We start from the raw sequence: 17016 nt of genomic DNA on the forward strand, positions 1-17016 counted from the left end.
TCCAACGACGGCGCACCCACCACCCCCCGCAACACATCCACCAACGACCAATCGGTGAACTCCGCCAACGCCGCCGCACACTCCGCAATCCGCTCCGCGAACACCGGCGACTCATCCAGCAACTGCCCACCCATCCCCACCCACTGCGAACCCTGACCGGGGAACACGAACACCGTCCGACCCTCGACGTCCGCCACGCCACGGGCGACCACCGGCGAGGGCCCGTCCGTCGCGACGGCGCGCAGCGCGGCCAGCGGGTCGGTGCCCGCGGGCGGGACGACGACGGCCCGGTGCTCGAAGCGGGCGCGCGCGGAGACCAGCGACAGGCCGATGTCGAGCGGTCCGGCGGCCGGCAGCGCGGTTTCGGCGCTTTCGGCGGTTCCGACGGTTTCGGCGTACGCGAGGAGGCGGTCGGCCTGGCCGCGCAGGGCGGCGGCGCTGCGGGCGGTGACCACCCACGGGACGACGCCGGCGGCGATCGGGACCGGTGCCACGGCGGGCCGCTCCTCGGCCGGGGTGTCCGCGACGGGCGCCTGCTCCAGCAGGACATGGGCGTTGGTGCCGCTGATGCCGAACGAGGACACCGCGGCCCGGCGCGGGCGACCGGTCTCCGGCCAGGCGCGCGCGTGGGTCAGCAGCCGGACCGTCCCGGCCGACCAGTCCACGTGCGAGGACGGCGCGTCGGCGTGCAGGGTCGGCGGCAGTGCGGAGTGGCGCAGCGCCATGACCATCTTGATGACGCTGGCGATGCCCGCGGCGGACTGGGTGTGGCCGATGTTGGACTTCACCGAGCCGAGCAACAGCGCGCTCTCGGGATCGCGGTCGCGGCCGTAGGTGGCGAACAGTGCCTGGGCCTCGATGGGGTCGCCGAGCGGTGTGCCGGTGCCGTGCGCCTCCAGGGCGTCGATGTCCCCGGGCGCGAGGCGGGCGTTGGCGAGGGCCTGGCGGATGACCCGCTGCTGGGACGGGCCGTTGGGCGCGGTCAGGCCGTTGGAGGCGCCGTCCTGGTTGATGGCGGAGCCGCGGAGGACGGCCAGGACCGGGTGGCCGTTGCGCTGCGCGTCGGAGAGCCGCTCGACGAGGACGACGCCGACGCCCTCGGCGAGCGTCATGCCGTCCGCGTCGTCGGAGAACGCCTTGCAGCGGCCGTCCTTGGCGAGGGCGCGCTGCCGGCTGAACGCGATGAACGGGTTGGGCGTCGTCATGATCGTGGCGCCGCCGGCGACGGCCAGGTTGCTCTCGCCGTTGCGCAGCGACTGGCAGGCCAGGTGCAACGCCACGAGCGAGGACGAGCAGGCGGTGTCGACGGTGACCGCCGGGCCTTCCAGACCGAAGACGTACGACAGCCGGCCGGAGAGCACGCTGGGGCTGCTGCCGGTGACCATGTGGCCCTCAGTGCCGTCGCCCGCGCCCAGGCCGTACTCCTGGTAGCTGGAGCCGACGAAGGTGCCGGTCAGGGTGGACCGGAGGGTTTCCGGGCGGATCCCGGCGCGCTCGAAGGACTCCCAGGTGGTCTCCAGCAGGAGCCGCTGCTGCGGGTCCATGACCAGCGCCTCGCGGGGCGAGATGCCGAAGAAGGTGGGGTCGAACTCGTCGGCCTCGTGGAGGAAGCCGCCCTGGGTGGAGTAGGTGGTGCCGGGCCGGTCGGGGTCCGGGTCGAAGAGGTGCCCGGTGTGCCAGCCGCGGTTGACGGGGAACTCGCTGATCGCGTCGGTGCCGGAGGCAACCAGGTCCCACAGCTGTTCCGGGGAGCTGACGCCGCCGGGGAAGCGGCAGGCCATGCCGATGATGGCGATCGGCTCGTCGGCGGCGGCGCCGGTGGCGACCGGGCCGGCGACTTCCAACACAGCGCCGAGGATCTCCGCCCGCAGGTACTGGGCGAGTTCCAGCGGTGTCGGGTAGTCGAAGACCATGGTGCTGGGCAGGGACAGCCCGGTCGCGGCGCCCAGGCGCTTGCGGAGTTCGACCGCGGTCAGCGAGTCGAAGCCGACGTCGCGGAAGGCGCGGCCCTCGGGGACGGCGTCGGCGGAGCTGTGGCCGAGGACGGTGGCGGACTCGGTGCGGACGAGATCGGTCAGCAGGCGCAGTTGCCCGGGTTCGGTCAGGGCGCGGACGCGGGTGACGACCTCGGAGGCGTCGGCGGCGTCCTGCTCGGTGCGCTCGTCGGCGGCGAGGGCGCGGACCTCGGGCAGGCCGGCGATCAGGGCGCTGGGCCGGGCGGAGGTGAACAGCGGTGCGTAGCGCTGCCAGTCCACGTCAGCGACGGTGACGTTGATGTCCTGCCGGACGACGGCGCGGCGCAGCTCGGTCATGGCCGGGGCCGGGTCGAGCAGGCCGAGGCCCTGGCGGCGCAGGGTCTCGGAGACCGCGTCGTCGGCGGCCATGCCGGCCTCGGCCCACGGGCCCCAGGCGACGGAGGTCGCGGCGAGGCCGCGGGCGCGGCGGTGCAGGGCGAGCGCGTCGAGGTAGGCGTTGGCGGCGCCGTAGGCGCTCTGGTTGCCGCTGCCCCAGACACCGGCGATGGAGCCGAAGAGGACGAAGAAGTCCAGTTCGCGGTCGGCGAGCAGGGCGTCGAGGTGGGCGGCGCCGGCGAGCTTGGCGGCGGTGAGGCCGGCGAACTCGGCGGTGCTCAGCGTGTGCAGCGGGCCGTAGTGGCCGACGCCCGCGGTGTGCACGACACCGGTCAGCGGCAGTTCCTCGGGCAGTGCGGCGAGGACCGCGGCGAGCGCGTCCCGGTCGGCGACGTCGCAGGCGACGACGGACACCGACGGCCCGTAGCCCTCCAGTTCGGCCCGGAGTTCCGCGGCGCCCGGCGCGTCCGGGCCGCGGCGGCTGGTCAGGACGAGGTGCTGGGCGCCGGCGCGGGCCAGCCACCGGCCGACCTCGGCGCCCAGGCCACCGGTGCCACCGGTGATCAGGACGGTGCCGGCGGCGGTGAACTCCGCGGCCGTGGGCAGCGCTTCGACGGTGTGGCGGACGAGCCGGCGGCCGGACACTCCGGTGGCCCGCAGCGCCACCTGGTCCTCGCCGTCCGGTACGTCCTTGACGGCGAGGATCCCGGCGAGCCGCTGTCCGGCCCGCTCGTCGAAGACCTCCGGCAGGTCGACCAGGCCGCCCCACAGCCGCGGGTGCTCCAGGGCGGCGCCCCGGCCCAGGCCCCAGGCGGCGGCCTGGACGGGGTGGGTGACCGGGTCGGCGGGGCCGGTGGAGACGGCGCCGCGGGTGGCGGTCCACAGCCGGCCCTGGGCGCCGGTGTCGGCGAGGGCCTGGACGAGCGCGACGGTCAGCGCCAGTCCGCGGGTGAGCGGCGGGCAGTCGTCGGCGTCCCGCTCGTCGAGCGGCAGCACGGACAGCACCTGGGTCGCGGCGTCCACGTCGGCGGTGCGTGCCAGCCGTTCGGCGAGCACCGCGCGGTCCGCGCAGGAGTCGTCCAGGAGCAGGCGACGCACCCGCGCGCCGTGCGAGCCGAGGGCGTCGGCCAGGCCGTCGAGAAGGGCTGCCTGGTCGGCCGCGGTGGCGTCGGAGGCGACCAGCAGCCAGGTGCCGTCGAGGACCGGGGCGGCCGGCTTGCCCAGTCGTGTCCACTCCACGCGGTAGCGCAGGGTGTCCAGGAGGTGCTTCTCCTGGTTGCCGCGCCGCCACGAGGTGAGGGCGGGCAGCAGGGAGTCCAGCGGCGTGAGGTCCTGCTCGCCCAGGCCGAGGATGTCGGCGAGTTCCCGGGCGTCGCCGCGCTCCACGGCAGCCCACAGCTGCTGGTCGGCGGGGTCGGCGGCGGCAAGGGCGGCGGCCTGGGCCGGCAGCTGCGGCCAGTAGTACGCGTGCTCGAAGGCGTAGGTCGGCAGGTCGGTGCGCCGGGCGCCGGTGCCGGCGAGGTACGCCGCCCAGTCCACGTCCACGCCGCGCACCTGGAGGCGGGCCAGGGCGGAGGCCACGGCCAGTTCCTCGGAGCGCCCGGCGCGCAGGATCGGCACCAGTTCGGCGTCGTGGTCGTCGCCGAGGGTGTCCTCGGCCATCGCGGTCAACAGGCCGTCGGGCCCCAGTTCCAGGAAGGTGGTGGCCCCGGCGTCGCGCAGCGTCCGCACGCAGTCGGCGAACCGCACGGCCTCGCGGACGTGCCGCACCCAGTACTCCGCGGTGCCCACCTCCGCGTCGTCGGCGCGCCGACCGGTGAGGTCGGAGACGAGCGGGATGCGCGGCGCCCGGTAGATCAGCCCCTCGGCGACGGTCCGGAAGGCGTCCAGCATCCCGTCCATCCGCGGCGAGTGGAAGGCATGGCTCACCCGCAGCCGCTTGGTCTTGCGCCCGCGTTCGGCGAACGTGGCGGCGATCGTCTCGGCCGCCTCCTCGTCGCCGGAGATCACCACGGACTGCGGCCCGTTGACGGCGGCGATCGCCACCGTGTCGTCGAGGTGCGCCGCGATCTCGTCCTCGGTCGCCTGGATCGCGATCATCGCGCCGCCGGCGGGCAGCGCCTGCATCAGCGTCGCCCGCGCGGCCACCAGGCGGCAGGCGTCCTCCAGCGTCAGCACCCCGGCGACGTGCGCCGCCGCGATCTCACCGATCGAATGGCCGGCCACGAAGTCCGGACGGACACCCCAACTCTCCACCAGCCGGAACAGCGCCACCTCGACGGCGAACAGAGCGGGCTGGGTCCACCCGGTCTCGTCCAGCAGTGCGGCCTCGTCGCTGCCGTCCTCGGCGAACACCACCTCGCGCAGCGGTCGGTCCAACAGCGGGTCGAGCGCGGCACACACCGCGTCGAACGCCGCGGCGAACTGCGGCTGCGTCCCGTGGAGTTCACGTCCCATGGCGGCTCGCTGGCTGCCCTGTCCGGTGAACAGCACCGCGGTCCGGCCGCGTCCGGCGGCCTCGCCCTCGACGACGGCGGGGTCCGGGCGGCCGGTGGCCAGCGCCCCCAACGAGGCGATCAGCTGGTCGCGGTCCTGCGCCACGACGGCGGCCCGCTGCTCGAAGCGGGACCGGGTGGTGGCCAAGGACAGTGCGACATCGACGAGTTCGGCGTCGGGTCGGGCCTGGAGGTGTCCGAGCAGCCGGGCGGCCTGGCCCCGCAGGGCACTCCGGCCACGCCCCGAGAGCAGCACCGGCACCGCACCCGGCGTGCGCCGCGCCGCACCGGCCGCGGCGCTCGCCTTGGTGCCCGGCGCCTGCTCGACGATGACATGCGCGTTGGTGCCGCTGATGCCGAAGGAGGAGACACCCGCCCGCCGCACCCGACCCGTCTCCGGCCAGGCAGCCTGCTCACTCAGCAGCTCCACCGCACCCTCGGACCAGTCCACATGCGAGGAGGGCGCATCCACATGCAGCGTCCGCGGCAGCACGCCGTGCCGCATCGCCAGCACCATCTTGATCACGCCGGCGACACCGGCAGCCGCCTGCGTGTGGCCGAGGTTGGACTTGACCGAGCCGAGAAGCAGCGGGTGTTCCTGTTCGCGGTCCTGGCCGTAGGTGGCGAGGAGTGCCTGGGCCTCGATCGGGTCGCCCAGTGTGGTGCCCGTGCCATGGGCCTCGACCGCGTCGACGTCGGTCGTGGAGAGGCCGCCGCTGGCCAGTGCCTGGCGGATGACGCGCTGCTGGGACGGACCGTTCGGCGCCGTCAAACCATTGGACGCACCGTCCTGGTTGACCGCCGAACCCCGCACCACGGCCAAAATCTCGTGACCGTTGCGCACCGCATCCGACTGACGTTCCAACACCAGCACACCCACGCCCTCGGACCAGCCCACGCCATCAGCCGCATCCGCGAACGCCTTGCACCGACCATCCGGCGACAGACCCCGCTGCCGAGCAAAGTCCACAAACACCGCAGGCGTCGACATCACCGTCACGCCACCGGCCAACGCCAACCCACACTCACCACTGCGCAACGCCTGCATCGCCCAGTGCATCGCCACCAACGACGACGAACACGCCGTATCCACCGTCACCGCAGGGCCTTCCAACCCCAACGTGTAGGCCACCCGACCCGACGCCAAACTCGGCGAACTCCCACTGCCCTGGAAACCCTCGAACTCCGGACCGGCCAACATCGCGCTGTAATCGCTGTACATCACCCCCGCGAACACACCCGTCCGACTGCCCCGCAAACTCACCGGATCAATACCGGCCCGCTCAATCGCCTCCCACGACGACTCCAACAACAACCGCTGCTGAGAATCGGTCGCCAACGCCTCACGCGGACTCATCCCGAAGAACCCCGGATCGAACTCCCCCGCCTCATGCAGGAACCCACCCGAGCGGGTGTAGGAAGTACCCGGGTGATCCGGGTCCGGGTGGTAGAGCGATTCGACGTCCCAACCACGGTTGGTCGGGAAGCCCGAAACGGCGTCGGTGCCTTCGGTGAGCACGCGCCACAGGTCTTCGGGGGAGCTGACGCCGCCGGGGTAGCGGCAGGCCATGCCCACGATGACGATCGGGTCGTCCGCCACCGCGGCCCGCTGCACGATCGCCACCTCGGCATCCGCGCCCAACAACTCGTCCAGGACGTAGGTGGCGAGGTGCCGGACGGTCGGGTAGTCGAAGACCAGGGTGGCGGGGAGCCGCAGGCCGGTGACGGTGTTGAGGCGGTTGCGCAGTTCGACGGCGGTCAGCGAGTCGAAACCGAGGTCGCGGAAGGCACGGCCGGCGTCGACGTCGCCACCGGTCGCGTGGCCGAGGACGAGGGCTACCTGGCCGCGGACGAGGTCCAGGACCATCTCGTCGCGGCCGTCCTGGTCCAGGCGGCGCAGGCGCTGGGCGAGATTGCCCGCGGTGGCGGAGCCGGCGACGGCGGCACGGCGCGCCCGGACGCGGATCAACGACCGTAGCAGCGGCGGCACTTCGCCCCGTGCACGAAGGGCGGGGAGGTCCAGGCGGACCGGCACGCAGGTGGCGTCGGTCCCGGCCACGGCAGCGTCGAAGAGGGCCAGGCCCTGCGCCACGGAGAGCGGTGGGACACCGGAGCGGGCCAGCCGTTCGGCCTCGGCGTCCGTCAGGGTGCCCGTCATGCCGCCCGACTGCTCCCACGGGCCCCAGGCCAGTGACAGGCCGGGCAGTCCTTCCGCCCGGCGTTGCACCATCAGCGCGTCCAGGAAGGCATTCGCCGCCGCGTAGTTGGCCTGGCCCGGACTGCCGAAGACACCGGCCAGGGAGGAAAAGACGACGAACGCCTCCAGGTCCAGGCCACGGGTCGCCTCGTGCAGATGCCAGGCGGCATCCGCCTTCGGCCGCAGGACCGCGGACAACCGCTCCCCGGTCAACGCACCCACCATGCCGTCATCCAGCACACCCGCCGCATGAACCACCGCAGACACGCAATGCCCGCCAACCAACTCCACCACCGCGGCACGATCGCTCACATCACACGCAACCACCCGCACCCGCGCACCCACACCCGCAAGCTCCGCCACCAACTCCCCAACACCCACCGCACGTTCACCACTGCGACTGACCAACAGCAGATCCCGCACCCCGTACTCGGCCACCAGATGACGCGCCAACACCGCACCCAGACCACCCGTACCACCAGTGACCAGAACCGCACCCCCACCCGAGAACGACACACCAGAGCCCGAGCCACCCCGACCGCCAACGACACCAGCGACGCCATCGACGCCCTCACCACCCTCGGTGAACGACCGCCGCACCAGACGCGCGACCCGCAACACATCACCCTGCACCGCAACCTGCGGCTCATCACCGGCCAACGCAGCGACCAGCACCTCCGCACCCACCACACCATCCGGATCCAGATCAAGCAGACCAAAACAACCCGGATTCTCCGACTGCGCCGAACGCACCAGACCCCACACCGCAGCAGCCGCCACATCACGCCCGACCGTCGCACCACGGGTCACGAAGACCAGGCGGGCGGCGGCGAAGCGCTGATGGTGATCGAGCCAGGTCTGTACGGCGGCGAGGGCGTCCGCGGCGCAGCGGTGTGCGGACTGCGCCGGATCGGCCGCGTCGTCCCCGGTGCCGGCGAGGGACAGCACGACGGTGGACGGGACCGGGCCGTCCGCCGCGGCAAGGGCGGCGAGGTCAGGGTATGCCGTGGCGTCGGCGAACCCGGCGTGGGTGAGCAGGCCGAAGGGGTCGGCGCCGAGGAGGGCGACGGGCCCGGGGTCGGTGGCGGTCGGCCGGACGGGGGTCCAGTCGAGGCGGAAGAGGGCGTCGCGGGCGACGGCGGCGGCCGCGTCGAGCTGTTGGGTCACCACGCTGCGCAGGACGAGCGAGTCGACGGACAGCACGGGCGCACCGGTGCCGTCGGCGACGGTCAGGGCGAGCGCGTCGTCGGCGACCGGGGTCAGGCGGACGCGGAGGGTGGTGGCGCCGCCGGCGTGGAGGGCGACGCCCTCCCAGGAGAACGGCAGGCCGCCCCGGCCGCGTTCGCCGAGGCCGGTGAAGGGCGCGGCGTGCAGGGCGGCGTCGAGCAGGGCGGGGTGGAGGCCGAACGCCTCGGCGTCGGACCGGCCGGCCTCGGGCAGCTCGACCTCGGCGTAGACGGCGTCGCCGCTGCGCCAGGCGGCGCGCAGGCCCTGGAAGACGGGGCCGTAGCCGAAGCCGCCGTCGGCGAGGCGGTCGTAGTGGCCGTCCAGCGGCAGCGGTTCGGCGCCGGCCGGGGGCCACGGGGCCGCGTCGAGGGCGGGGTGGGGGTCGCCGGCGAGGGGGGTGCCGCCCTGCTCGGACGAGGCCGAGAACCGGGGGGAGGCGTCGGCGGTGGCGAGGACGCCGGTGGCGTGGGCGGTCCAGGGGGTGTCGTCGCCGGTGTCGGGGCGGGCGTGGACGTTGACGGTGCGGCGACCGGACGCGTCGGGGTTGCCGATCCACAACTGGACCTGGACGCCGCCCTGTTCGGGCAGCAGGAGCGGTGCGGCGAGGGTGAGTTCCTCGACGCGGTCGCAGCCGACCTCGTCGCCGGCGCGGACGGCGAGTTCGAGGAAGGCGGTACCGGGCAGCAGGGTGGTGCCGCGGACGGTGTGGTCGGCGAGCCAGGGGTGGGTCTGCCGGGAGAGGCGGCCGGTGAGCAGGGTGCCGCCTGCGTCGGCGAGGGAGACGGCGGCGGAGAGCAGCGGGTGGTGGGCGGCGCCGAGGCCGACCGAGCGCAGGTCGGCGGTGCCGCTCTGGAGGGCCTTGGGCCAGTAGCGGCGGCGCTGGAAGGCGTAGGTCGGCAGGTCGGCGCGGCGGGCGCCGGTGCCGGCGAAGCAGCCGGTCCAGTCCACGGTGGTGCCGTGGACGTGCAGGCCGGCGAGGGCGGTGGTGAGGGTGTGCTCCTCGGGGCGCCCGGCGCGCAGGGCGGGGAGGGTGACGGCGCCTGCGTCGGCGGCGTCCAGGCAGTCCTGGGCCATGGCGGACAGCACGCCGTCGGGGCCGAGTTCGAGGAAGGCGGTGGTGTCGTGCCGGGCGAGCCAGTCGATGCCGTCGGCGAAGCGGACGGCGTGCCGGGCGTGGTCGACCCAGTAGTCGGCGGAGGTGAGTTGGGCGAAGGTGGCGGGCCTGCCGGTCAGGTTGGAGACGACCGGCAGCAGCGGCGGCTGGAGCGTGAGGTCCTCGACGACGGCACGGAAGGCGTCGAGCATCGGCTCCATGAGCGGCGAGTGGAAGGCGTGCGAGACGCGCAGCCGGCGGGTCTTGCGGCCGTCGGCGGCGAGCTGTTCGGCGAGCGCGGTGACGGTGGCTTCGGCGCCGGAGAGGACGACGGCGGAGGGGCCGTTGACGGCGGCGATCGCGACCTGGTCCTCGTGCCCGGCGAGCAGCGGGGCGACGTCGGCTTCCGATGCCTGGACGGCGATCATCGCGCCGCCGTCGGGCAGCGCCTGCATCAGGCGACCGCGGGCGGCGACGAGGGTGGCGGCGTCGGCCAGGGAGAGGACGCCGGCGAGGTGCGCGGCGACGATCTCGCCGACGGAGTGGCCGGCGAGGTGGTCGGGGCGGACGCCGAACGATTCGATCAGCCGGTAGAGCGCCACTTCGACGGCGAAGAGGGCCGGCTGGGCGTATGCGGTGCGGTCGAGCAGGGCGGCGTCGGTGCCCCACAGGACCTCGCGCAGGGGACGGTCGAGGTGCGGGGTGAAGGCGTCGAGCGCCGCGTCGAGGGCGGTGGCGAACGCCGGGAAGCGGGCGGCGAGTTCCCGTCCCGCGCCGAGGCGTTGGGCGCCCTGGCCGGTGAAGAGGACGGCGAGCCGGGTCTCGGCCCGGGTGGTGCCGGTGATCCAGGCGGGGGCGGCGGCCGGGTCGTCGGCGTCGGCGAGGGCGGTGAGGCCGTCGGCCAGGACGGGGTGGTCGGTGGCGAGGAGGACGGCGCGGTGTTCGAACCCGGCGCGGGTGGTGGCGAGGGAGTGTGCGAGGTCGAGCAGGTCGGGCCGCCGGCCGGTGTCGAGGGCGGCGCACAGGGCCGCGGCCTGGCCGCGCAGGGCGTCCGGGGTGCGGCCGGAGAGCAGGACCGGTACGACGCCGGGCACCACGGGGGCGGTGGCCGGCGCGCTGCCGGCGGCGTCGTCGGCCTGCGCGGTCGCGGCGTCCTCGGGCTGCGGTTCGGGGGCCTGCTCGATGATGGTGTGGGCGTTGGTGCCGCTGATGCCGAAGGAGGAGACGGCGGCGCGGCGCGGTGCCCCGGTGGCGGGCCAGTCGGTGGTGTCGGTCAGCAGCCGCACGGCGCCCTGCGACCAGTCGACGTGGTGGGTGGGCTCCTCGGCGTGCAGGGTGCGCGGCAGGGTGCCGTGCCGCATCGCCATGACCATCTTGATGACGCCGGCGACGCCGGCGGCGGCCTGGGTGTGGCTGAGGTTGGACTTGACCGAGCCGAGCAGCAGCGGCCGGTCCTCCGGGCGGTTCTGCCCGTAGGTGGCGAGCAGGGCCTGAGCCTCGACGGGGTCGCCGAGGGTGGTGCCGGTGCCGTGCGCCTCGACGACGTCGATGTCCCCGGCGGTGAGTCGGGCGTTGACCAGGGCCTGCTGGATCACCTGCTGCTGGGAGGGGCCGTTGGGGGCGGTCAGGCCGTTGGAGGCGCCGTCCTGGTTGACGGCGGTGCCGCGGACGACGGCGAGGATCTCGTGGCCGTTGCGGACGGCGTCGGAGAGCCGTTCCAGGACGAGGATGCCGACGCCTTCGGCCCAGCCGGTGCCGTCGGCGGTGTCGCCGAAGGAGCGGCAGCGGCCGTCGGCGGAGAGCCCGCCCTGGCGGCCCATCTCGATGAAGGTGCCGGGGCCGGACATGATGGTGACGCCGCCGGCGAGGGCGAGGGTGCACTCGCCGGCCCGCAGCGCCTGGGTGGCGAGGTGGACGGCGACCAGGGAGGAGGAGCAGGCGGTGTCGACGGTGACGGCGGGGCCGACCGTGCCGAAGGTGTAGGAGATGCGGCCGGACAGCACGCTGCCGGTGTTGCCGGTGAGTTGGAAGCCCTCGGCGCCGTCGGCGGGGCCGACGCGGTAGTCCTGGGCCATCGCGCCGATGAAGACTCCGGTGCGGCTGCCCTTCACGGACGTCGGGTCGATGCCGGCGCGTTCGAACGCCTCCCAGGCGGATTCCAGGACGACGCGCTGTTGCGGGTCCATGGCGACCGCCTCGCGCGGCGAGATGCCGAAGAAGTCCGCGTCGAAGTCGGGGGCGTCGTGCAGGAATCCACCGGAAGCGGTCGGCGCGGCGGCCAGCGCCTCCAGGTCCCAACCGCGGTCGGTGGGGAACGGGGTGACGCCGTGCTCGCCGGCCTCGACCATGCGCCAGAGGTCTTCGGGGCTGCGGACGTCTCCGGGGTAGCGACAGGTCATGCCGATGATGGCCACCGGTTCCTGGGCCGCCGACTCCAGCTCGTGGACGCGCCGACGGGTGCGTCGAAGGTCGGCCGTCGCAAGCTTGAGGTAATCCCGGAGTTTTTGTTCGTTGTCCATCTCAACTCAACCCATCTCGACAGCCGACGGCCGCACGTGAATGGCGTCCGACTTCTCCACGCCGTTTCGGCGGTACGTTCGGATTCGCCACCTGGATTCGCCACTCACCGAGGGAATCCATGTGGCGAGTGTCGTCGGAATTCCGGCAGGAATTCACTAGTTTTCGAAAGCTTGGGATCCGTTACCAGTTGGCGGCGAGCAGCACGTCGCCGTATTGGTTTTCGCGGGAAACCTGCGCCAGGTCGGAATCGACCATCATGCGCATGAGGGCGGGGAAGTCGACGTCCGGCTTCCAGCCGAGGCGGTCCTGGGCCTTGGCACTGTCGGCGCACAGCACCTCGACCTCGGCGGGCCGCACCAGGTCGGGGTCGATGACGACGTGGTCCTCCCAGTTCAGGCCGACGTGTTCGAACGCGATCCGGACCGCGTCGCGCACCGAGTGCATCTGCCCGGTGCCGATGACGTAGTCGTCGCCGGCGTCCTGCTGGAGCATCAGGTGCATGGCGCGGACGTAGTCGCCGGCGTAGCCCCAGTCGCGCACCGCGTCGAGGTTGCCGAGCGCCAGCTTGTCCTGGAGGCCGTGCTTGATACGGGCGACCGCCAGGCTGATCTTGCGGGTGACGAATTCCTGGCCGCGGCGCGGGGATTCGTGGTTGAAGAGCATGCCGGAGACCGCGTACATGCCGAAGGACTCGCGGTAGTTGCGGGTGATGTAGTGCCCGTACGCCTTGGCCGCGCCATAGGGGCTGCGCGGGTGGAAGAGGGTGGTCTCGCGCTGGGGCGTCTCGGCGGCCTTGCCGAACATCTCCGAGCTGGACGCCTGGTAGAAGCGGATCTGGCCGCGCGGGCTGACCGTGCGGGAGGTGGACAGTCCGCTGACCATGCGGATGGCCTCCAGCATGCGCAGCACGCCCATGCCGTTGACCTCGGTGACCAGCTCGGCCTGCTGCCAGGACATCGGCACGAACGAGATGGCGCCGAGGTTGTAGACCTCGTCGGGCTGCACGGTGTCGACGGCGGAGACCAGGCTGCCCTGGTCCATCAGGTCCCCGTCGATGAAGTTGAGTTCGGAGACGAGGCGGCTGACCCGGGACTTGCGGGGATTGGCCTGGCCGCGGATCAGGCCCCACACCTGGTAGCCCTGGGACAGCAGGTGCTCCGCGAGATAGGAGCCGTCCTGGCCGGTGATTCCGGTGATCAGCGCTCGTTTGGACATGGCAAACCCTTCTCGAACACGAAAGAGACCGTCCAAACGCTTGAGCTCGGCCACGACCTGGCGTCGAATACGCAGTCCGGACGTTAGACACCCGCACGCTCGCAAGCCGCGGAAGACGCTGTCAACGCATCCCGGGCTTTCTAGGGAATTCACGAGTACCCGGCCGTCAAAAGTCCGTGGCCACCCCCAACACTAGTGAAATTTCGGAGCGGACTGCGGTGCAATGACCATGTCGGCGGGCCGGCCGACTCCGTCCACCGTGCGGCCGCACGCCGCCGTCAACCGGGGTGTTCCTCCGTGCTGTTGAGACTTCTGCGGGCACAGCTGCGCCCCTATGCCTGGGCCACCGCCGCTCTCGTCGTCCTCCAACTCGTCCAGATCCTGGGCACGTTGCTGCTGCCGACGCTGGGCGCCGCACTCATCGACCAGGGGGTGGTGCGCGGCGACGGCGGGCGCATCACCGAGCTGGGTGTGGTGATGGGCGTGGTGGCGCTGGTGCAGATCGCCGCCGCGCTCGGTGCGGCGGCGCTGGCCGCCCGGACCGCGACGGCGATGGGCCGCGATCTGCGGTCCGCGATCTTCCGCCGCATCCTGGACTTCTCCGCCCGCGAGATCGGCCGGTTCGGCACCCCCTCCCTGCTGACCCGGTCGGTGAACGACGTGCAGCAGGTGCAGAACCTCGCCCAGTCCGGCTTCGGCATCGTCGTCTGCGCGCCGCTGATGTGCCTGGGCAGCGTGCTGCTGGCGCTGCGCCAGGACGTTCCGCTGGCACTGCTCCTGGTGGCGCTGGTGCTGGTGGTGGCGGTCTGCTTCGGCCTGCTGCTGGCCCGGATGGGCGCCCTGTACGCGCGGATGCAGCTGACCCTGGACCGGCTGGGGCGGCTGCTGCGTGAGGCGATCACCGGGGTGCGGGTGGTCCGGTCCTTCGTCCGCGACGACCACGAGCGCGCGCGGTTCGCGCAGACCAACGACGCGTTCCTCGTGCTGTCGCGGCGGGTGGGTCGGCTGATCGCGACGATGCTGCCGGTCGTGCTGCTGCTGATGAACGGTTTCACCGTCGCCCTGCTGTGGACCGGCTCCCACCGGATCGACGCGGGCCGGATGCCGATCGGCTCGCTCAGCGCCTTCCTGAGCTATCTCTCGCTCATCCTGATGTCCGTCGTGATGCTCGCCTTCGTGTTCCTGTCGGTGCCGCGGGCCCGGGTGTGTGCCGGTCGGATCACGGAGGTCCTGGACACCGGGTCGAGCGTGGCGCCGCCGGCCGCGCCGCAGCCGGTACGGGGACCCGCCGGCCGGGTCGAACTGCGCGCGGCCGGGTACCGCTACCCGGGCGCCGAGGAGCCCGTGCTGCGGGACATCGACCTGACCGTCGAGCCGGGCGAGCGGATCGCCGTGCTCGGCAGCACCGGCAGCGGCAAGACGACCCTGCTGAACCTGGTGCTGCGGCTGGCCGATGCCACCGAGGGCGCGGTGCGGGTCGGCGGCACCGACGTCCGCGAGCTGACCGCGGCCACGCTCGCCGCCGCCGTCGGGTTCGTGCCGCAGCGGCCGTACCTGTTCTCCGGCACCGTGGCGAGCAATCTGCGCTTCGGGCGGCCGGACGCCACCGACGAGGAGCTGTGGGAGGCGCTGCGGGTCGCCCAGGCGGCCGACTTCGTGGCGCGGATGCCGGGCGGCCTCGATGCGGAGATCACCCAGGGCGGCGGCAATGTCTCCGGCGGCCAGCGCCAACGCCTCTCCCTCGCCCGGGCCTTGCTGCGCCGGCCGGAGATCTATCTCTTCGACGACTGTTTCTCGGCGCTCGACCAGGCCACCGATGCGGCACTGCGGACCGCGCTGGTGCCGTACACCGCGGGCGCCACGGTGATCACCGTGGCGCAGCGGATCTCCGCCAGCCGCGACGCGGACCGGATCGTCGTCCTGGACCGCGGGCGCGTGGTCGCCCAGGGCACCCACGACGTGCTGCTGCGCACCAGCCCGACCTACCGCGAGATCGCGCTCTCGCAGCTCACCGAGGAGGAAGCCGCCCATGGCCTCGCCGGACGACCCTGAGGAGGAGCGGACCGCGCCCCGGCCGGCACGTCGGCTCGTCGGCCTGCTGCGTCCGCACCGCCGCGCCGTGGCACTCGCCGTGTTGACGGGCGTCGGCGGGATCGTGCTCAACGCGTTCGGCCCGCTGCTGCTCGGCCGGGTCACCGATCTGATCGCCGACGGCGTGCTCGGCGGCGGCCCGGGCCCGGCGCCCGGGATCGACTTCGGCGCGATCGGCCGGCTGCTGCTGGTCCTGCTGGCGCTCTACGTCGTGGCGTCGCTGTTCATGCTGGCGCAGGGCCGGCTGGTGGCGTCCGCGGTGTGGCGCACCATCCACGAACTGCGCCGCGACGCCCGGGAGAAGCTGACCCGGCTGCCGCTGGGCCACTTCGACCGGCAGCCGGCCGGTGAGCTGCTCAGCCGCACCACCAATGACATCGACAACCTCCAACAGACCCTCCAGCAGACCCTCGCCGAGCTGATCACCTCGATCTTCTCGCTGCTGACGATGCTGGTGCTGATGCTGGTGATCTCGCCGTCGCTGGCCGCGGTGATGCTGTTGAGCGTGCCGGTCTCGGCGTTGGTCGCGGCCCGGATCAGCAAGCGCGCGCAGCCCCACTACGCCGCGCAGTGGTCCGCGAACGGCACCCTCAACGCCCATGTGGAGGAGGTGTGCACCGGTCATGCGCTGATCAAGGGCTTCGACCGGCGCGCGGCGGTCGAGGAGCGCTTCGACGCCTGCAACGACGCGGTGTACCGGGCGGCGGCCAAGGCACAGTTCGCCTCCGGTGCCATGGAACCGGTCATGATGTTCGTCGCCAACCTCGGCTATGTGCTGGTGGCCGTCGTCGGCGCCTGGAAGGTCGTCAACGGCTCCCTGACCCTCGGCGACGTGCAGGCGTTCATCCTCTACGCCCGCCAGTTCAGCCAGCCGATCGTGGAGATCGCCTCGGTGGCCGGCAGGCTCCAGTCCGGCATCGCCTCCGCCCAGCGCGTCTTCACCCTGCTCGACGCCCCCGAGCAGGCCCCGGACCCGCACCGGCCCGGCACGCCCGCCCGCGCCGAGGGCCGCGTCGAGTTCGCCGACGTGTCCTTCCGCTACTCCCCCGACACGCCCCTCATCGAGAACCTCTCGCTCACCGTGGAACCGGGCAGCACCGTGGCGATCGTCGGCCCCACCGGCGCCGGCAAGACCACCCTCGGCAACCTCCTGATGCGCTTCTACGAACCGGACTCCGGCCGCATCCTCCTGGACGGCACCGACACCGCGACGATGACCCGCGACGACCTGCGGTCCCGCTTCGGGCTGGTGCTCCAGGACACCTGGCTGTTCGGCGGCACCATCGCGGAGAACATCGCGTACGGCGCACCCGGGGCCTGCCGCGCGGATGTCGAGGAGGCGGCCCGCGCGACCTGCGCCGACCGCTTCATCCGCACCCTGCCGCAGGGCTACGACACCGTGCTGGACGACGAGTCGGGCACCGTCAGCGCCGGCGAGAAGCAACTGCTGACCGTGGCCCGGGCCTTCCTCGCCAAACCGGCCGTCCTCGTCCTGGACGAGGCCACCAGCTCCGTGGACACCCGGACCGAGGTCCTGATCCAACGCGCCATGCGCTCCCTGCGGGCGGGCCGGACCAGCTTCGTGATCGCGCACCGCCTGTCCACGATCCGCGACGCGGACCTGATCGTCGTGATGGACGCCGGCCGCATCGTCGAGCAGGGCACCCACGCTCAACTCCTGTGCGCGCAGGGCCTGTACGCCCGGCTGCACGCAGCCCGCACCCACACTCCCACCGCGGGCGCCGCGGCCGGCTGACCCGGCCGCCCCGCGGCGCCCCCGTCAAGGACGGAACCGTGCCCCGAAGCAACCCCCTGTTCTTACCGTTC

4 protein-coding genes (1 of these 4 cut by a window edge) are annotated in these 17016 nt (G+C 72.9%); 2 read left to right on the forward strand and 2 right to left on the reverse strand.

All coding sequences use genetic code 11. The features are described from left to right. Nucleotides 1-11882, reverse strand: partial view of a type I polyketide synthase gene (locus tag JNO44_RS35435; RefSeq protein ID WP_205368073.1) — the start only. Its footprint begins 16726 nt before the window's first position; 11882 of the gene's 28608 nt are visible here — the first part of the coding sequence; the start codon lies at nt 11880-11882; its stop codon lies beyond the left edge, outside the window. Nucleotides 11883-12063: 181 nt separating this feature from the next. Further along, complete coding sequence (locus JNO44_RS35440) at nt 12064-13098, reverse strand: GDP-mannose 4,6-dehydratase (RefSeq protein ID WP_205368074.1); 1035 nt, start codon at nt 13096-13098, stop codon at nt 12064-12066. A 297-nt stretch (nt 13099-13395) separates the two neighbouring features. On the opposite strand from JNO44_RS35440, the gene JNO44_RS35445 reads away from it, so the two are divergent. After that, nucleotides 13396-15150 carry an ABC transporter ATP-binding protein gene (locus tag JNO44_RS35445; RefSeq protein ID WP_205368075.1) on the forward strand — a complete coding sequence of 585 codons (1755 nt, stop codon included), beginning with the start codon at nt 13396-13398 and terminating at the stop codon, nt 15148-15150. After that, nucleotides 15128-16945: an ABC transporter ATP-binding protein gene (locus tag JNO44_RS35450; RefSeq protein WP_205368076.1), complete on the forward strand. Its 1818-nt coding sequence runs from the start codon at nt 15128-15130 to the stop codon at nt 16943-16945. Before JNO44_RS35445 ends, JNO44_RS35450 begins: the two co-directional genes overlap by 23 nt. Nucleotides 16946-17016 lie beyond the last annotated feature (71 nt).

The organism is Streptomyces noursei (assembly GCF_016917755.1).
Lineage (GTDB): Bacteria > Actinomycetota > Actinomycetes > Streptomycetales > Streptomycetaceae > Streptomyces > Streptomyces yunnanensis.

Bases quoted from the DNA above. Each gene is read 5' to 3' on its own strand.
- JNO44_RS35440 (WP_205368074.1), bottom strand. From the start codon at position 13,098: ATGTCCAAACGAGCGCTGATCACCGGAATCACCGGCCAGGACGGCTCC.
- JNO44_RS35450 (WP_205368076.1), top strand. From the start codon at position 15,128: ATGGCCTCGCCGGACGACCCTGAGGAGGAGCGGACCGCGCCCCGGCCG.